Source organism: Pedococcus soli, from assembly GCF_054782575.1.
In genome coordinates, this window is record NZ_BAAGSF010000003.1 from 281,458 (window position 1) to 298,257 (window position 16,800).

Sequence of the window (16,800 nt, forward strand, 5' to 3'; positions counted from 1 at the left end):
GCCATGCCCCTGGACTACCCGATCCACGAGTTCACGCTGCCCAACGGCCTGCGCGTCGTGGTCTCGCCCGACACCAGCGTCCCGAACGTCACGGTCAACCTCTGGGTCAACGTCGGCTCGCGCCACGAGGTCGCCGGACGCACCGGCTTCGCGCACCTCTTCGAGCACCTGATGTTCCAGGGCTCGCGCAACATCGCCAGCGGTGAGCACTTCACCCGGCTGATGGCCGAGGGCGGACGCCTCAACGCGACGACGTGGTTCGACCGCACCAACTACTTCGAGACCGTGCCCAAGGGTGCGTACGAGCTGGCCCTCTGGATGGAGGCCGACCGGCACGGGTACCTCCTCGACGCGGTCAACCAGGAGAACCTCGACAACCAGCGGGACGTCGTCAAGGAGGAGAAGCGCCAGCGCTACGACAACGTGCCCTACGGCAAGGCCCTGATCGAGGTGTATGCCGCGGTGTTCCCCGAGGGGCACCCCTACCACCACCCGACGATCGGGTCGATGGAGGACCTCGACGCGGCCAGCGTCGAGGACGTGCACGAGTTCTTCCGCCGCTACTACGGGCCGAACAACACCGTGCTCACCCTCGTCGGCGACCTGACCCCCGAGGAGGGCTTCGCCGCGGCCGAGCGCTACTTCGGTCACCTGCCGGCCAGCGCCGAGACGCCGCGCGCCAACCTCCCGCAGCTCGAGCCGCTGCCCGCGCCGGTGCACGTCGACCGGCCGGGACCGGTGCCGAACGGCCGGCTGCACATCGCGTTCCGGCTGCCGGCCGACAACACCGAGGAGTTCTTCGCGGCGGCGCTCGCGATCGACGCCCTGGGTGGGCTGTCGACCTCGCGCCTCGTGCAGCGCCTGGTGCGCCGCGAGCAGGTCGCCAACGCGGTTCAGGCCCACGCGATGGGGTTCGTCGACGGCGTGAGCCTCGGGTTCTTCGTCGTGGACGTCGCCGAGGGTCAGGACCCGCAGGCCATCGAGGCTGCCGTGGTCGAGGAGCTCGAGCGGTTCGCGAAGGAGGGCCCGACCGAGGTCGAGGCCGAGTCCGCGATGGCGCAGTCCGAGCGCAGCTGGCTGTCCGCACTCGCGGGACAGGAGGAGCGGGCCGACCTCATCAGCCAGCACGCCCTCCTGCACGGCGACGCGCAGTTCATCAACACGTTCCTGGACCGCATCGGCCAGGTGACCCCCGACCAGGTGCGCGCCGCGGCGCAGGCCTGGCTGGCACCCGAGAGCAGGGCGGTCGTGCGCCACCTCGTGGCGACGCAGGAGGACGCAGCATGAGCACCGGACACACCACCACCGAGACCCCGCAGCAGGATGGTGCCCCGCGCCCCGAGGTCACGCCGCCGGGTCCGTGGAGCTTCCCGGTACCCACCCGGCAGACCCTCTCCAACGGCATCGAGGTGCTGGCGTACGACATCCCGGGGCAGTACGTCATCTCGGTGCGCACGGCACTGCCCCTTCCCCTGTCCGCCGAGCCGCGCGAGGTCGAGGGCGTGGCCACCGTCATGGCACGGCTGCTGGACGAGGGGACCGCCGAGCACTCGCCCGAGGAGTTCGCAGAGCTGTTGGAGCGCAAGGGGATCGCGCTCGGGGCCTCGGTCAACGAGGCCGGTGTCGGGGTCGACCTCGACGTGCCCAAGCGACGCCTCGAAGAGGCCCTCGACCTCCTGCGGCTCGCACTCTCCGAGCCGGTCTTCCCGCAGAGCGAGGTCGACCGCATCCGTCGCACCAGGCTCGCCGAGATCGAGCAGGAGCGGGCCCTCGCGCCGCAGCGCGCCGCGCGCGAGTTCGTCGCGACGTTCTACGACGCGCAGGACCGGGCCTCGCGGCCGTCGGCCGGCACGGCCACGTCGATCTCAGCGCTGACGCGACAGGACGTCGTGGACTTCCACGCCAGGCACGTCGGCCCGCAGGGCATGACGGCGGTCGTCGCCGGCGACCTGTCCGACCTGGACGTGTTCGGCATGGTCGAGCGCACCCTCGGCACCTGGACCGCGGAGGCCTCCGTACCGGACGCCGTCCCCGCGCTCCGCGCCGCCGACGCCGCGCGGATCGTGCTGGTCGACCGGCCGGGGTCGGTGCAGAGCGAGGTCCTCGTGGGCTGCGCGGGCCCGGACCGACGCGTCGAAGGTGGCTGGGCGCCATACCCCGTCCTCGGGTTCGTGGTCGGCGGCTCGCCCAACGCACGGGTGGACGCGGTGCTCCGTGAGGAGAAGGGCTACACCTACGGCATCCGCTCGGTCTTCCGGCCGCGCAGCTCCGGCGGTTTGTTCCTCACCTCGGGGTCGGTCCGCGCCGACGCCACCGTGGAGTCCGTGCAGCTCCTGCTCGAGATCCTCGGCAGCGGTCGCGAAGGCTTCGGCGAGGAGGAGGTGCGCTCCGGGGTCGACTTCGTCAGCAAGACCGCACCCGGCCGCTACGCGACGGCCGACGCGGTCGCCGACGAGGCCTCGACCATGGCCCTGGAGGGGCTCACGACGGAGTTCACCACCCGCAACCTCGAGCAGATGCGCGAGCTCGGTCCGAAGGACCTCCAGGAGGCCTACCGCCGGTGGGTGCAGGGGGAGTGGACCGTCGTCGTGGTCGGGGACGCCTCGACGTATGCCGACGCCATCCGCGAGCTGGGCGTCGGCGAGGTCACCGTCGTCCCCAACTGACGTGTGTCGGACGCCGGATGGCGCCGGGCCGTCGGGCGCTGTCCGGCGTCCGGGGCGCGGCGCGAACGAGGTGTGCCCGTCAGCGGTTCAGGCGCGCGCGTCGGTACCCAGACGGGCGAGGACCTCGTCGTGCAGCAGCCCGTTGGTGGCCACGGCGTTGCCACCCCACGGACCCACGGTGCCCGCCAGCGACGTGAACCGGCCGCCGGCCTCGGTGACGATCGGGACCAGCGCCGCCATGTCGTAGACCGCGAGCTCGGGCTCCGCCGCGATGTCGACGGCCCCCTCGGCGACGAGCATGTAGGACCAGAAGTCTCCGTAGGCGCGCGTGCGCCAGCACTCGTCCGTGAGGTCGAGGAACTGCTGGTGCCGATCGAGGGCACGCCATCCCGACAGGCTCGAGTACGACAGGGAGGCGTCCTCGATCCGGGACACCCGTGACACGTGGATGCGCTTCGCGGCGGTCAGGCTGCGACCGGACCAGGCGCCGGATCCCGTTGCAGCCCACCACCGCCGGCCGAGCGCCGGTGCGGCCACGAGGCCGAGGACCGGCTGCCCCTCGTCGACCAGGGAGATCAGCGTCGCCCACGCGGGGACGCCACGGACGAAGTTGTGGGTGCCGTCGATCGGGTCGATGACCCATCGCCGCGGGCCGTGTCCCGTGGTCTCGAACTCCTCGCCCTCGACGGCGTCGCGGGGCCTGGTGCGCTTGAGCTGCGAACGCACGAGCTCCTCGGCGGAGCGATCCGCATCGCTCACCAGGGTGAGGTCCGGCTTCGACTCGACGACGAGGTCCTCGGCGCGGAACCGCGCCATGGTGATGCGTTCGACGGCGTCCGCCAGGACATGGGCGAGGCGCAGGTCGTCGTCGTAGGGCACCCGGCCACGCTAGCCCGTCCCCCCGGTGCGGCGAGGGACCGCCACGGGTGCACTCACAGCAATCTCCCAGCCGCGAAGGGGTGTCGGCCCGAGTGGTCCACCGCTAGCGTCGGCGGACCTGAGGTCCCGACAGCCCGTCCGCACCGGACCCGACCGACCCGCAGGAGCCTGCCGTGTTCGACACCGTCCTCGGACTCCCCGTCCACGCCCTCGTGGTGCACGGCGTCGTGGTGCTCCTGCCGCTGATGGCCCTCGTCACGCTGGTCTGGGCCTGGCGTCGACCGGGACGGGCGACCGCCGGGTGGCTCGTCGTCGCCGCCGACGCCGTCGTCATGGTCATGACCTTCGTGGCCAAGCAGTCGGGGGAGGCGCTCCAGCGACGGCTCGGGGGCCAGGCCGCGGTGGAGCACGGTCATCTCGCCGGACCACTGCCCCTCATGGCCGGTGCGCTGCTCCTGGCCGCGGTCCTCGTGCAGGTCCACCGCACCCGGGTGTCGGCCTCCGCCACCACCGGTCAGCAGGTGCGCACGGCCCTGTCCGTGCTGGTCACGGCGGCCGCCGGGGTCGTGGTGGTGTGGACCATCCGGGTGGGTCATTCGGGCACCGAGGCCGTGTGGGGGCAGATCGTGAGGAACACGTCCCAATAGGTCGAAAAGCCACTCACGCCGAAGATCTGCTCTCAGGTCGGCTGCGGGACGATCACGTTTTTGTCTCGGGTTGGCTCAGAACGTCGCCTTTACTCCCTCCTTGCTCTTTCATGGGTGCCACAACACGACGCCCTGGGCGTTACAGGGCTGCACTCCGACCGGCGTGCAGCCCGGACCGACCGTTCACTCGAACGGCAGACCCTAAGTAGGAGGACATCAATGCGAGGACTTACTCGCACGGTGACCATGGTTGCTGGTATTTCCACCGTGGCGCTGCTCGCAGCTGCCTGTGGTGGCGGTAGCGGCGACAAGGCCACCAGCTCCAGTGCAGGCGGCAAGGCCGGCGGCGCTGTCACGGTCCGTGGGTGCAACCCCCAGAACCCCCTCATTCCCAGCAACACCACGGAGACCTGTGGTGGAAACGTGCTCGACGCCATCACGGCGAAGCTCGTCCACTACAACCCCGAGACCGGTGCGCCGGAGAACGACATCGCGGACAAGATCGACACCACGGACAACCAGAACTTCACGGTGACGATCAAGAAGGGTTACAAGTTCCAGGACGGCACCGAGGTCAAGGCGAAGAACTTCGTCGACGCCTGGAACTACGCCGCCTACGGCCCGAACGCCCAGTCCTCCGGGTACTTCATGGAGCCCATCGAGGGTTTCGGTGACATGCAGTGCGCCGGCACCGACGCCGAGGACCCCTGCAAGGGGTTCACGCCGAAGGCCAAGACCCTCACCGGTCTCGCCGTGAAGGACGACTACACCTTCACGATCAAGACCACCGAGAAGGTCTCCAACATGCCGGTCCGTCTCGGCTACTCGGCGTTCTCGCCGCTGCCGGACACCTTCTTCAGCGACCCGAAGGCCTACGGCGAGAAGCCGGTCGGCGCGGGCCCGTACAAGCTCGACTCCTGGACCAAGAACACCGAGATCAAGCTCAGCAAGTTCGCTGACTACTCGGGCAAGTTCGGTGGCAAGCTCGACGCGATCACGTTCAAGATCTACCAGGACGCTGACGCTGCCTACACCGACGTCCAGGCCAACAACCTCGACGTGACCGACGAGGTTCCCTCCTCGGCGATGATCGACGACAAGTACAAGACGGACCTGCCTGACCGCAACGCCCAGAAGGCCGTTGGCGTCATCCAGACCATCACGTTCGCGCCGGTCAAGGTCGACCCGAACTACGCCGACCCGAAGATCCGTCAGGCCATCTCGATGGCCATCGACCGTCCGACGATCATCAAGCAGATCTTCAACAACACCCGTCAGCCCGCCACCGGCTGGGTCTCCCCGGTCGTCGACGGCTACAAGGCCAACGCCTGTGGCGAGTACTGCACCTTCGACGCTGCCAAGGCCAAGGCCAAGCTGGACGAGGCCGGCGGCTTCAAGGGCGGCAAGATGACGATCGCCTACAACGCTGACGCTTCTCACAAGGCGTGGGTCGAGGCGACCTGCAACTCCATCAAGGGTGCCCTCGGTGTCGACTGTGTCGCCACCCCGGTCGTGGACTTCTCCACCTTCCGCGGCAACATCGCGGCGGGCAAGCAGAAGGGCATGTTCCGCACCGGCTGGCAGATGGACTACCCGTCGATCGAGAACTTCCTCGCCCCGATCTTCAAGACCGGCGCGTCCTCGAACGATGGCAAGTACAGCAACCCTGAGTTCGACAAGCTCCTCACCGAGGCTGCTGCCTCGACGGACGCTGCTCAGGCCAACCAGAAGTACCAGGAGGCCGAGGCACTGCTCGCCAACGACATGCCGGCCATCCCGATGTGGTACTCCACCGCGACCTTCGGCTGGTCCGACAAGGTCACCGGCGTGAAGATCACCGCGTTCGGCACGATCGACTTCTCCAGCCTCGCGCTGAAGTAAGTCGACCCGGTTCGCCCACCCTGATCGGGTGAGTGGATCCAGACAGGTCGTCGGCCTGCCGGCCCAGTGTCGGCAGGCCGATGGCCTGTCCGGGGACAGTCGTGGCGTGACCCGCCTGATGCCCCCAGCACCCCCTATACGACTATGTTGTGATGGGCAGCGACGCCAACCTGAGGTAGCGTCCCCGCTCGTCCAGCCACGCTGCCGGGAACACCCCATCCCGCTGGCGTCAAACCCAAGGAGGTGACGTGTACAAGTACATCCTTCGGCGACTGATTCAGATGATCCCGGTGCTGCTTGGAGCCACGTTCATCATTTTCGTCATGGTCTACGCCCTTCCCGGCGACCCCACCATCGGGCTCTGCGGCGAGCGTCCGTGCCCGGCTGCCTTCGTGGCCGAGTTCCGTGACAAGCACGGCCTCAACGACCCGTTCCTGGTCCGGTACTTCACGTACATGGGCAACCTCCTCCACGGTGACCTGGGCACCAACTTCCGCGACCTCGCGGTGGTTGACGAGCTCAAGCTCCGCTACCCGACCACGGCCAAGCTGGCCGGTATGGCGATCGTCTTCGAGACCGTCATCGGCATCATCGCCGGTGTGCTGGCCGGCATCCGCAAGGGCCGGTTCATCGACAACCTGGTCCTGGTGAGCACGCTCTTCGTCATCTCCATCCCGATCTTCGTCATCGGTGTGACGCTGCAGTACTACTTCGGCCTCAAGTACCCGATCTTCCCGGCGACCGTGGGCTCCGACGTCACGTACTACAAGCTGCTGCTCCCGGCCTTCGTCCTCGGTTCCGCCTCGATCGCCTACGTGGCCCGCCTGACGCGCACCAACCTCGTCGAGAACCTCCGGGCCGACTACCTGCGCACCGCGACCGCCAAGGGCCTGACCCGCCGGCGCACGCTGAGCGTGCACGCCCTGCGCAACTCCCTGATCCCGGTCGTCACCTTCATCGGCGCCGACTTCGGCGGCCTGCTCGGTGGCGCGATCGTGACCGAGCGCATCTTCAACATCCAGGGCGTCGGTGGGTTCCTCTTCACCGGCATCCGCAACCGCGACCCCGTGAGCGTCGTCGGCACCGTGACCGTCCTGGTGCTCGTCTTCCTCATCGCCAACCTGCTCGTCGACCTCTTGTACGGCGTGCTCGACCCGAGGATCAGCCATGACTGAGGCATCGACCATCGCCGTCTCCGCAGAGGCCGGTCAGCCGGTGGGTGGCCAGGCGGACGAGGGCCGTTCGCTCGCGTCCGACGCCTGGCGCCAGCTCAAGGGGAACCCGATCTTCTGGGTCTCCGTCAGCCTGATCACCCTGTTCGTGGTCATGGCACTCGTGCCGCAGCTGTTCACCAACGTCGACCCCGGCGCAGCCGTCCTCAAGGAGGCCCGTGCGGAACCAGGGGCCGACGCGTGGTTCGGTCGCGACATCCAGGGCTACGACATCTACTCGCGCACCGTCTACGGTGCCCGCGCGTCGATCCTCGTCGGTGTCTTCTCGACGCTGGCCACGGTGGTCATCGGCCTGGTCATGGGTGTCCTCGCCGGGTACTACGGCGGCTTCCTCGACACCCTGGTCTCCCGCGTGACGGACATCTTCTTCGCGATCCCGCTGCTCCTCGGCGGCATCCTGTTCATGTCCACCTTCCCGAACGACCAGAACACGCCCTACCTCGTGGTGGTCGGCAAGGTCGTGCTGGTGCTGTCCGTCTTCGGGTGGCCGAGCATCGCCCGCCTGATGCGTTCGTCGGTGCTGCAGGTCAAGCCCAACGACTACGTGCAGGCGGCGCGCGCCCTCGGCGCCAGCCCCTGGCGGATCATCCGGTCCCACGTCATGCCCAACGCGCTCGCGCCGGTCATCGTGGTCTCGACGATCAACCTCGGTGTGTTCATCACCGCGGAGGCCACCTTGAGCTTCCTCGGGATCGGGCTCACGCCGCCGGCCGTCTCGTGGGGTGTCGCGATCTCGGACGCCCTCGTGGCTGTGCGGACCTACCCGCACATCCTGCTGTTCCCCAGCCTGTTCCTCTCCCTTGCGGTGCTGGCCTTCATCATGCTCGGTGACGCCGTGCGCGACGCCTTCGACCCGAAGTCGCGCTGAGCGGGAAAGACACACACAGATGACGACAACTGACACCGGAACGCGCAGCGGCAAGGCCGCGGCCGGCTCCGAGTACCACGCCAAGGACGGGCTGCTGCTCGAGGTGGAGGACCTCTATGTCGAGTTCCACACCGCCGACGGCATCGCCAGGGCCATCAACGGCGTCAACTTCGACCTGTACGAGGGCCAGACGCTGGCCATCCTCGGCGAGTCGGGATCCGGCAAGTCCGTGACGGCGCAGGCCATCATGGGCATCCTGGACGTGCCGCCGGCCGTGATCCCCAAGGGCCAGATCCGCTACTGCGGTGAGGACCTGCTGACCATGCAGGCGGAGAAGCGACGCAAGACCCGTGGCCCGGAGATCTCGATGGTCTTCCAGGACGCGCTGTCCTCGCTCAACCCGGTCTTCCCGGTGGGCTGGCAGATCGCCGAGATGTTCCGCGTGCACCGCGGCATGAACCGCTCCGACTCGCTCGAGCGGGCGATCAAGCTCATGCAGCGCGTGCAGATCCCGGGTGCCAAGGAGCGGGTGAAGGCCTACCCGCACCAGTTCTCCGGCGGGATGCGCCAGCGCATCATGATCGCCATGGCCATCGCGCTCGACCCGGCCGTGCTCATCGCGGACGAGCCGACCACCGCGCTCGACGTGACCGTCCAGGCCCAGATCATGGCGCTGCTGCAGGAGCTCCAGGAGGAGCGCCAGATGGGGCTCATCCTCATCACGCACGACCTGGGCGTCGTGGCCGACGTGGCCGACAAGATCGCGGTCATGTATGCCGGCCGCATCGTCGAGCGCGCGGACGTGTACGACCTGTACCGCCAGCCCGCCCACCCGTACACCAAGGGCCTGCTCGAGTCGATTCCCCGACTGGACCAGAAGGGCCAGCAGCTCGCGGCGATCGGCGGTCTCCCGCCGAACCTCATGCGCATCCCCGAGGGGTGTGCGTTCAACCCGCGCTGCAAGTACGCCCAGGACGTCTGCCGTGAGGACCGTCCCGCGCTGCGGCTCGTTGCTCCCGGCCGTGAGTCCGCCTGCCATTTCGCCGAGGAGGTCCTCAATGGCTGAAGCCATCCTGACCGCGACCGACCTGGTCAAGCACTACCCGATCAAGGGTGGCGTCCTGCGCCGCACCGTCGGCCACGTCAAGGCCGTCGACGGTGTCAGCTTCGAGCTCCTCAAGGGCGAGACGCTGGGCATCGTCGGTGAGTCCGGCTGTGGCAAGTCCACGCTGGGCCGCCTGCTGATGCGCCTGGAGGAGCCCACCTCGGGTTCCGTGGTGTTCGACGGTGTCGACATGTACGCGCAGAAGGGTCGCGCGATGCGCAAGCTGCGTCGCGACATCCAGATCGTGTTCCAGGACCCCTACACGTCGCTCAACCCGCGCAAGACGGTCGGCGACATCGTCGGGGAGCCGTTCGACATCCACCCCGACGTGGTGCCGAAGAAGGGCCGCCGCAAGGCCGTGCAGGACCTGCTCGACCTGGTGGGCCTCAACCCTGAGCACATCAACCGCTACCCGCACCAGTTCTCCGGTGGCCAGCGCCAGCGCATCGGCATCGCCCGGGGCATCGCGCTCAACCCCAAGGTGCTGATCTGCGACGAGCCGGTCTCCGCGCTCGACGTGTCGGTGCAGGCGCAGGTCGTCAACCTCATGGAGAAGCTGCAGGACGAGCTCGGGCTGTCCTACATCTTCATCGCCCACGACCTGTCCGTGGTGCGTCACATCTCCGACCGCGTCGGCGTGATGTACCTCGGCAAGATGGCAGAGCTGGGGGAGGAGGACGACATCTACGGTCGTCCCACCCACCCCTACACCCAGGCCCTGCTGTCGGCCGTGCCGGTGCCGGACCCGACGCTGCGCGACAAGAAGGAGCAGATCGTCCTCAAGGGCGACGTCCCCTCGCCGGCGAACCCGCCCTCGGGCTGCCGGTTCCACACGCGGTGCTTCAAGGCGCAGGACAAGTGCAAGACCGACATCCCGCTGCTCGAGCTGCGCCCCGACGGCGCCGGCGAGCACCTGTCGGCCTGCCACTTCGCCCAGCCGCGCGAGATCATCGAGACGATCGACCTCACCGAGCAGGGTGCCGGCAACGCCGTCTGACGTCCCCTCACGGCATACGCACGAACGACCGCGCCGCTCCCCACGACGGGGGCGGCGCGGTCGTTGGTTGCCATGCCGTGAGGGTGGCTCCCGCTGCAGGAGACGCCGTGGGCGGGACCGCGCCCGGAACACGTCGGGACTCAGTCGGCCTCGCCCGAGCGGGCCCGCAGGAGCCTGCGGAGCGACTCGAGCCGGGACGCCCCTGCCGGACCCGCCTGGCCCGACTCGACCCATGCGTCGAGGGCGCACTCGTCCTCGTCGTGGGTGCAGCCGCGGGGGCACAGGCCGGTGCCGGCCTCGAGGTCGGGGAAGTGCTGGATGATGCGGCCCAGGTCGACGTGGGCCAGGCCGAACGAGCGCACACCGGGGGTGTCGATGACCCACCCGTCGCCGTCCGGGAGGCGCAGGGCGACCGCGGAGGAGGAGGTGTGGCGGCCACGGCCGGTGTGGTCGTTGACGATGCCCACCGCCCGTCGCGCGTCGGGCACGAGGCCGTTGACCAGCGTGGACTTGCCGACGCCGGAGTGCCCGACGAAGACGCTCACCCGGCCGACGAGGCGCTCGGTGAGTCCCTCCAGCCCGTCGAAGCCGGACTCGCCCGTCGAGGTGACGACGTTGGGGACGTTGAGCGGGGCGTAGCTCCCGAGGAACTCCGACGGGTCCTTGAGGTCGGCCTTGGTGAGGACGAGGAGGGGCTCCAGGCCGGCGTCGTAGGCGGCGACGAGGCAGCGGTCGATCAGGCGCGGCCGGGGTTCGGGGTTGGCCAGGGCGGAGACGATGACCAGCTGGTCGGCGTTCGAGACGATGACCCGCTCCACGGGGTCGGTGTCGTCGGCGCTGCGCCGCAGCACCGAACGGCGCGGGGTCAGCCGGACGATGCGGGCCAGTCCGTCGGGGTTGCCGGTGGTGTCGCCGACCAGCCCGACGTCGTCGCCGACCACGATGCCCTTGCGGCCGAGCTCGCGCGCCTTCATGGCCGTCACGAGCCGCTCGGGGGCCGCCTTGCGGCCGGTGCCCCGGGGGATGAGCACGGTGTAGCGGCCGCGGTCCACGGCCACCACGAAGCCCGGCACCGCGTCCTCGTGGGCGGGGCGGTCCTTCGACCGCGGACGCGAACCCCTCCGGCTCGGGCGGACCCGGACGTCGCTCTCGTCGTAGTCGGTGGCCTTGCGGTTCATGCGTCCGCTGCGCTGGTGCCCGGCGACACGAGGCGGTGCCACAGCGTGGTGAACTCGGGCAGCGTCTTGGCGACGGTGCCTGCGTCCTCGATGACCAGGCCCGGGCAGCGGAGCCCCAGCACCGCACCGGCCATCACCATGCGGTGGTCGGCGTAGGTGTGGAAGAGGCTGGGCCGCAACGGTTTCGGCTCGATCCGCAGCCCGTCCTCGGTCTCGGTGACCACGGTGCCGAGGGCTCCGAGCTCGCGGGCGAGGGCTGCCAGGCGGTCGGTCTCGTGGCCCCGGATGTGGGCCACGCCGCGGATCACGCTGGGGGAGTCGGCGAGCGCGGCCACGGCCGCCACGACCGGCGTCAGCTCGGACGCGTCGTGCAGGTCCACGTCGATGCCCGACACCTCGCCGGTGCCCGACACCGTCAGCCCCTCGCGGCTGAGGTTCACGTCGGCACCCATGGCGTCGAGGATGTCGCGGATGGCGTCGCCGGCCTGGGTGGTGTGGTGCGGCCAGCCGGGGACCGTCACCCGCCCGCCGGTGACCAGCCCTGCGGCGAGGAACGGTGCGGCGTTGGACAGGTCCGGCTCGACCTGCACGTCGAGGGCGTTGATCTCCGAGGGCTCGACGCGCCAGGTGTCGGGGTCGCTGTCGTCGATGAGGGCACCGGCGTCGCGCAGGGTCTCGACGGTCATCTCGATGTGCGGCTCGGAAGGGACCGGCTTCCCGTCGTGGTGGATCGTGACGCCCCGGTCGTACCTCGGGCCGGCGAGCAGCAGGGCCGAGATGAACTGGGACGACGCCGAGGCGTCCAGGGTCACCGCGCCACCGGGGAGGCTGCCCCGGCCCCGGACGGTGAAGGGCAGCGTGCCACGGCCACCGTCGTCGAGGTCGGCGCCGAGGGCGCGCAGGGCGTCGAGGACCGGCCCCATCGGGCGCACGCGCGCCTGCGGGTCGCCGTCGAACGCCACCGGCCCGGCAGCCAGGGCGGCGACCGGCGGCAGGAAGCGCATGACGGTGCCGGCGAGCCCACAGTCCACCCGGGCGCCGCCGCGCAGCGTCGCCGGCGTGACGACCCAGTCCGGCAGCTCGCCGGAGTGCGCGGTCGTGTCCTCGATCCCGGCTCCCAGCTGACGCAGTGCCTGGGCCATGAGCAACGTGTCCCGCGAGCGCAACGGGCGACGCAGCCGGGACGGGCCGTTGGCCAGCGCGGCCAGGACGAGGAAGCGGTTGGTGAGCGACTTGCTCCCGGGTAGGACGACGTCGGCGTCGACGGGTCCCGGGGCCGCGGGCACGGACCAGTCGCCCTCTGCAGGCGCCGTGGACGTGGCGCTCAGCGACGGGTCCGAGGGGCGGGTGGGTCGGACGGGATCAGGTGAGGGCATCGTGGGCCTGCGACGCGGCGAGCTTGGCCTCGCGACGGGCGGCACGCGCCGCGTGCTTGGCCTCGCGGCGGGTCTGCTTCGCGACCCGCTTGGCGGAGTGGCCGGCCAGGCCCGCGCGGTAGGCGAGACCGGGCTTGCCCTCGGTGTCGACCGAGGCGAGCAGCAGCCCTCCGAGGAGCCCGAGGTTCTTGAGGAACCCGATCCGCTGCGTGGTGCGCACCGCGGGGTCGGTCTCCTCCCAGAACCGGTGTCCCACATACGTCGTCGGCACCAGCGAGCCGACCAGCGCGAGCGAGGCCAGCCGCGGGAAGTGGCCCGTGGCGAGCAGCGCTCCACCACCGACCATCGTCGCGCCGTTGGCGCGGACCAGCAGCTCGGGGTCGTTGGGCAGGCCCAGCGGGGCGACCTGCTCGGCGAACGGGGCCACCTTGGCCTTGAGCGCGGCGGGGTGCCGCAGCTGCTCGAGCCCCTGCACCACGAAGATCGCGGCGAGCATCGGGCGGGCCACACGGCGGACGAGGGTCATGATCACTCCTGTGGACGTCTGGGGAGACGGGTTTTCCCCATCGGCTCCCTTCCTACCGTATGGGGCGCGTCGGCGTCGCTGCGTACCCTGTCCACCATGTGCGGACGGTACGCGGCGACGGCGAATCCCGACGAGCTCGTGGAGGAGTTCGAGGTCGAGCAGGACCGCACCGGCGACCCGTCGCGCAGCATCCTCAAGAACCCCCAGAGCCCGCCGGCGGGCGCCCCCGACTGGAACCTCGCCCCCAGCAAGCAGGCCCCCGTGGTCCTCTCGCGGGTGCCGCGCGACACCGACGAGGCGTATGCCGCGGACGCGGGTCCGGTGCGGCAGCTGCGGTTGCTGACGTGGGGACTGGTCCCGAGCTGGTCCAAGGACACCAAGATCGGGATGCGGATGATCAACGCCCGGGCCGAGTCGGTCCTGGAGAAGAGCTCGTTCGCGAAGGCCGCAGCGTCCCGCCGCTGCCTCGTCCCGGCGCAGGGCTGGTACGAGTGGCAGAAGTCGCCCGTCGCCACCGACGCCAAGGGGAACCCGCGCAAGCAGCCGTTCTTCATGCACCGGGCCGACGGCGACGTCGTGGCGTTCGCCGGTCTCTACGAGTTCTGGCGGGACCGCGAGATCGCCGACAAGGACGACCCGCAGGCCTGGCTGACGACGTTCACGATCATCACGACCGACGCCGAGCCCGGCCTGGACCGGATCCACGACCGCCAGCCGCTCGTCCTCGAGCGCGAGGACTGGGCCACGTGGCTCGACCCGGAGATGACCGACACCGCCGAGGTGGGCGCACTGCTGGCGTTCTCCCGCCCGGGGCGGTTCGAGGCGTACCCGGTGGGCACGGCGGTGTCCTCCAACCGCAGCAACGGGCCCCAGCTCATCGAGCCCGCGGGGGAGGCCGAGCTCGAGGGCGTGGTCGACCCGATGACGGGGGAGATCGTGGGCACCGGCGGTGCGGCCACGTCGCCCGCCCCGGCGTCGACCGCTGTGTCGACCGTGCCGTCCGCCGAGACCGTGGGCGGGGCGAACCCCGCATGACCACGGTGCGCACGGTCGAGGTGCCCACGACGCTGGGGCCTGCCGTGGTGCAGGTGCAGCGGCCCGTCCACGCCCGCGGGACCGTGGTGCTCACCCACGGGGCCAGCGGCCGGGTGGACGGCCGCGACGTGCTCGCCGTCCGCGACAGACTGGTCGCGCAGGGGTGGGCCGTCGCCCTCGTCCACCAGGCGTGGGGCGTGGCCGGCCGTCGCACCCCGCCGCGGCCCGGTCCGCAGGACGAGGCGTGGGTGCCGGTCGTCCAGGCGCTGACCACGGGTCGGGGAAGGCTCCCTCAGCCCCTGGTCGTGGCCGGGAAGAGCAACGGCGCCAGGGTGGCGTGCCGCACCGCCCACCTGGTCGGGGCCGACGCGGTGCTCTGCCTGGCCTTCCCCCTCCACCCGCCGGGCAAGCCGGAGACCTCCCGCGCGGGTGAGCTGCGCGCACCGCTGGCCCACGGCATACCGCTGCACGTGGTCCAGGGCACCCGGGACCCGTTCGGCACCCCCGCGGAGGTCAGGGCGGAGCTTCCCGACCCCGCTCTGGTCACCGAGGTCGTCGGTGAGCACACCGTGAGGGACACCGGGGCCCTGGTCCGCGCGGCCGCGGCGTTCCTCGCCGGGTTGGGGGACCAGCAGGGCGCGGAAGGCTAGAGCGCGCCGCCGGCGGCCTCGGGTGCGGAGGCGTCGTTGCCACCGTCGCCGACGGCCTCGCGGGCGAGGTGGTCCTCGATCTGGAACCAGTCGGTGCCCGCGCGGACCGCGATGGTCAGGAGGGTGTTCATCGAGGAGACCTCTTCGACCTGCTCCTTGAGGAACCACAGCATGAACTGCTCGCCGAGGACGTCGCCCTCCTCACGGGCGGCGCGGAAGAGTGCCTCGATCTGGGCCGTGACGGCCTTCTCCTGGGCGAGGGCGAGCTCGATCGGGGCGGTGGGCTTGTCGAACTCACCGCGGACCTCGTCCACGCCGGGGATGGTCACCGGCCAGTCCCGGTCGAGCATGTACTGGACCATCATCATCGCGTGGTTGCGTTCCTCGACGCTCTGCGCGTAGAAGTGCGCGGCCAGGCGAGGGAGGTCGTGGTCGTCGAACCACACCGCGATCGCGATGTACTGCTGGCTCGCGGTGAACTCGTGCCTCACCTGCTCAGCGAGCAGCTGGACGAAGGTGGGGTTGGCGTGGCGCGACATGGGCCGAGGTTAGCGCGCGGGGAATGACACCCGGGGCGGAGCCGTTGCACGAGATGTCCCCACCCGCAACCGGAGCCCGAGGGTCCTCGACCCGGCCTCCAAGGAGCCGCACCGTGCCAATGCTGACCGCCTCGCCGCCCGAGGGTGGCACGACCGCACCCGTGCAGCTGGGCCTGTCCGCGGGTGCCACGTCGAGCACGACCACCACGACCGGGCCGAGCCGCTCGACGAGCGGGCTAGGCTGGAGGGCAATGACTGAGACCCCTGCCCCCGACGCGACCGTCGACGTGGCCACCGAGTCGCCCGAGGAGCGGCAGGCCCGCTTCCAGCGCGAGGCCATGCCGCTGCTCGACCAGCTGTACTCCGCCGCCCTGCGGACCACGCGCAACCCGGCCGACGCCGAGGACCTCGTGCAGGAGACCTACACGAAGGCCTTCGCCGCGTTCCACCAGTACCGCCCGGGCACGAACTTCAAGGCGTGGATGTACCGCATCCTCACCAACACGTACATCAACAGCTACCGGAAGAAGCAGCGCGAGCCGCTCCAGTCGGACGCGTCGGAGATCGAGGACTACCAGCTCGCCCGGGCCGAGTCCCACAGCTCCGCCGGCCTGCGCTCGGCCGAGACCGAGGCGCTGGACCACCTCCCCGACACCGAGGTGAAGCGCGCGCTGCAGGACCTTCCGGAGGACTTCCGTATGGCGGTGTACCTCGCCGACGTCGAGGGCTTCGCGTACAAGGAGATCGCCGAGATCATGGACACGCCGATCGGCACCGTGATGTCCCGGCTGCACCGAGGCAGGCGGCAGCTGCGTGAGCTGCTGACCGATTACGCCGCCGAGCGCGGCTTCGCGACCCAGGGAGCGGACTCATGATGTGTGGAAGCGACTCAGGTCAGGGAGACGCCGCAGGAGCAGACTGCTCCGAGGTGCTGCACCGGGTCTACGAGTACCTCGACGGCGAGATGACCCGTGACGACACGGAGAAGATCGCCCACCACCTCGAGGCCTGCTCGCCCTGCCTGAAGCAGTACGACCTCGACCAGGCACTCAAGGCGCTCGTGAAGCGCTCCTGCGCCTGCGAGGAGGCACCGGTTCAGCTGCGGACCGAGATCATGGCCCGGATCACGACGATCCGGTACGAGATCTCCGAGTAGCGCCTCCTCCGCAGCGTCGCACCAGACCTGCCGGCACGACCCCGGACACCACGAGAGCGGCGGTC

The 16,800-nt window shown here is 70.1% G+C and carries 17 protein-coding genes; 12 read left to right on the top strand and 5 right to left on the bottom strand.

Annotation, left to right across the window (positions count from 1 at the left end):
• Positions 1-3 precede the first annotated feature (3 nt).
• Together ACYVKF_RS04325 and ACYVKF_RS04330 are read left to right on the top strand one after the other, a co-directional pair.
• A complete protein-coding gene (locus ACYVKF_RS04325) occupies positions 4-1,287 on the top strand; it encodes a M16 family metallopeptidase (RefSeq protein ID WP_460965110.1) in 1,284 nt (427 codons plus the stop codon).
• Positions 1,284-2,666 (top strand): M16 family metallopeptidase, encoded by a 1,383-nt coding sequence (locus ACYVKF_RS04330; protein WP_460965112.1) that lies wholly within the window; start codon positions 1,284-1,286, stop codon positions 2,664-2,666. The genes ACYVKF_RS04325 and ACYVKF_RS04330 overlap by 4 nt, the downstream gene beginning before the upstream one ends.
• Positions 2,667-2,753: 87 nt before the next feature.
• Here ACYVKF_RS04330 and hisN read toward each other — a convergent pair whose 3' ends face one another.
• Positions 2,754-3,545, bottom strand: a complete 792-nt coding sequence (gene hisN / locus ACYVKF_RS04335) for a histidinol-phosphatase (protein WP_056915306.1) — start codon at positions 3,543-3,545, stop codon at positions 2,754-2,756.
• A 173-nt stretch (positions 3,546-3,718) separates the two neighbouring features.
• On the opposite strand from hisN, the gene ACYVKF_RS04340 reads away from it, so the two are divergent.
• From ACYVKF_RS04340 to ACYVKF_RS04365, 6 genes are all read left to right on the top strand, one after another.
• Positions 3,719-4,192 carry a DUF2231 domain-containing protein gene (locus ACYVKF_RS04340; protein WP_460965114.1) on the top strand — a complete coding sequence of 158 codons (474 nt, stop codon included), beginning with the start codon at positions 3,719-3,721 and terminating at the stop codon, positions 4,190-4,192.
• A 219-nt stretch (positions 4,193-4,411) separates the two neighbouring features.
• Positions 4,412-6,073 carry a peptide ABC transporter substrate-binding protein gene (locus ACYVKF_RS04345; protein WP_056915304.1) on the top strand — a complete coding sequence of 554 codons (1,662 nt, stop codon included), beginning with the start codon at positions 4,412-4,414 and terminating at the stop codon, positions 6,071-6,073.
• Between the two features lie 248 nt (positions 6,074-6,321).
• Positions 6,322-7,248 carry an ABC transporter permease gene (locus ACYVKF_RS04350; RefSeq protein WP_056915303.1) on the top strand — a complete coding sequence of 309 codons (927 nt, stop codon included), beginning with the start codon at positions 6,322-6,324 and terminating at the stop codon, positions 7,246-7,248.
• Complete coding sequence (locus ACYVKF_RS04355; protein ID WP_056915302.1) at positions 7,241-8,173, top strand: ABC transporter permease; 933 nt, start codon at positions 7,241-7,243, stop codon at positions 8,171-8,173. The genes ACYVKF_RS04350 and ACYVKF_RS04355 overlap by 8 nt, the downstream gene beginning before the upstream one ends.
• 19 nt (positions 8,174-8,192) lie before the next feature.
• Complete coding sequence (locus ACYVKF_RS04360; RefSeq protein ID WP_460965117.1) at positions 8,193-9,239, top strand: ABC transporter ATP-binding protein; 1,047 nt, start codon at positions 8,193-8,195, stop codon at positions 9,237-9,239.
• Positions 9,232-10,275 carry an ABC transporter ATP-binding protein gene (locus tag ACYVKF_RS04365; protein ID WP_056915301.1) on the top strand — a complete coding sequence of 348 codons (1,044 nt, stop codon included), beginning with the start codon at positions 9,232-9,234 and terminating at the stop codon, positions 10,273-10,275. Before ACYVKF_RS04360 ends, ACYVKF_RS04365 begins: the two co-directional genes overlap by 8 nt.
• A 140-nt stretch (positions 10,276-10,415) precedes the next feature.
• On the opposite strand, the gene rsgA is transcribed toward ACYVKF_RS04365, so the two are convergent.
• Genes rsgA through ACYVKF_RS04380 form a run of 3 tightly spaced genes read right to left on the bottom strand, consistent with a single transcriptional unit; the run spans position 10,416 to position 13,355 of the window.
• Positions 10,416-11,453 carry a ribosome small subunit-dependent GTPase A gene (gene rsgA, locus ACYVKF_RS04370; protein WP_056915300.1) on the bottom strand — a complete coding sequence of 346 codons (1,038 nt, stop codon included), beginning with the start codon at positions 11,451-11,453 and terminating at the stop codon, positions 10,416-10,418.
• Complete coding sequence (gene aroA, locus ACYVKF_RS04375; RefSeq protein WP_460965120.1) at positions 11,450-12,829, bottom strand: 3-phosphoshikimate 1-carboxyvinyltransferase; 1,380 nt, start codon at positions 12,827-12,829, stop codon at positions 11,450-11,452. Before aroA ends, rsgA begins: the two co-directional genes overlap by 4 nt.
• The gene (locus tag ACYVKF_RS04380) at positions 12,816-13,355 is read right to left on the bottom strand and encodes a DoxX family protein (RefSeq protein ID WP_460965122.1); all 540 of its coding nucleotides are present in this window, start codon (positions 13,353-13,355) and stop codon (positions 12,816-12,818) included. The genes aroA and ACYVKF_RS04380 overlap by 14 nt, the downstream gene beginning before the upstream one ends.
• 96 nt (positions 13,356-13,451) lie before the next feature.
• Between ACYVKF_RS04380 and ACYVKF_RS04385 the strand changes: the two genes are divergently transcribed.
• On the top strand, positions 13,452-14,390 hold the full coding sequence (locus tag ACYVKF_RS04385) for an SOS response-associated peptidase (RefSeq protein WP_082552862.1): 939 nt from the start codon (positions 13,452-13,454) through the stop codon (positions 14,388-14,390).
• Positions 14,387-15,040, top strand: coding sequence for an alpha/beta hydrolase family protein (locus tag ACYVKF_RS04390; RefSeq protein WP_460965124.1), 654 nt, complete (start codon positions 14,387-14,389; stop codon positions 15,038-15,040). The genes ACYVKF_RS04385 and ACYVKF_RS04390 overlap by 4 nt, the downstream gene beginning before the upstream one ends.
• Here ACYVKF_RS04390 and ACYVKF_RS04395 read toward each other — a convergent pair.
• Complete coding sequence (locus ACYVKF_RS04395; RefSeq protein ID WP_056918280.1) at positions 15,037-15,579, bottom strand: ferritin; 543 nt, start codon at positions 15,577-15,579, stop codon at positions 15,037-15,039. The two genes, ACYVKF_RS04390 and ACYVKF_RS04395, sit on opposite strands and share 4 nt — an antisense overlap.
• A gap of 251 nt (positions 15,580-15,830) precedes the next feature.
• Here ACYVKF_RS04395 and ACYVKF_RS04400 point away from each other — a divergent pair, with 251 nt between their 5' ends.
• On the top strand, positions 15,831-16,454 hold the full coding sequence (locus tag ACYVKF_RS04400) for a sigma-70 family RNA polymerase sigma factor (RefSeq protein WP_056917216.1): 624 nt from the start codon (positions 15,831-15,833) through the stop codon (positions 16,452-16,454).
• Between the two features lie 53 nt (positions 16,455-16,507).
• Complete coding sequence (gene rsrA, locus ACYVKF_RS04405; protein WP_235529062.1) at positions 16,508-16,735, top strand: mycothiol system anti-sigma-R factor; 228 nt, start codon at positions 16,508-16,510, stop codon at positions 16,733-16,735.
• Positions 16,736-16,800 lie beyond the last annotated feature (65 nt).

Coding starts and splice junctions, on each gene's coding strand:
- ACYVKF_RS04325 (WP_460965110.1), top strand. CDS start 4: ATGCCCCTGGACTACCCGATCCACGAGTTCACGCTGCCCAACGGCCTG.
- ACYVKF_RS04330 (WP_460965112.1), top strand. CDS start 1,284: ATGAGCACCGGACACACCACCACCGAGACCCCGCAGCAGGATGGTGCC.
- ACYVKF_RS04345 (WP_056915304.1), top strand. CDS start 4,412: ATGCGAGGACTTACTCGCACGGTGACCATGGTTGCTGGTATTTCCACC.
- ACYVKF_RS04355 (WP_056915302.1), top strand. CDS start 7,241: ATGACTGAGGCATCGACCATCGCCGTCTCCGCAGAGGCCGGTCAGCCG.
- ACYVKF_RS04360 (WP_460965117.1), top strand. CDS start 8,193: ATGACGACAACTGACACCGGAACGCGCAGCGGCAAGGCCGCGGCCGGC.
- ACYVKF_RS04365 (WP_056915301.1), top strand. CDS start 9,232: ATGGCTGAAGCCATCCTGACCGCGACCGACCTGGTCAAGCACTACCCG.
- rsgA (WP_056915300.1), bottom strand. CDS start 11,453: ATGAACCGCAAGGCCACCGACTACGACGAGAGCGACGTCCGGGTCCGC.
- aroA (WP_460965120.1), bottom strand. CDS start 12,829: ATGCCCTCACCTGATCCCGTCCGACCCACCCGCCCCTCGGACCCGTCG.
- ACYVKF_RS04380 (WP_460965122.1), bottom strand. CDS start 13,355: ATGACCCTCGTCCGCCGTGTGGCCCGCCCGATGCTCGCCGCGATCTTC.
- ACYVKF_RS04385 (WP_082552862.1), top strand. CDS start 13,452: ATGTGCGGACGGTACGCGGCGACGGCGAATCCCGACGAGCTCGTGGAG.
- ACYVKF_RS04390 (WP_460965124.1), top strand. CDS start 14,387: ATGACCACGGTGCGCACGGTCGAGGTGCCCACGACGCTGGGGCCTGCC.
- ACYVKF_RS04395 (WP_056918280.1), bottom strand. CDS start 15,579: ATGTCGCGCCACGCCAACCCCACCTTCGTCCAGCTGCTCGCTGAGCAG.
- ACYVKF_RS04400 (WP_056917216.1), top strand. CDS start 15,831: ATGACTGAGACCCCTGCCCCCGACGCGACCGTCGACGTGGCCACCGAG.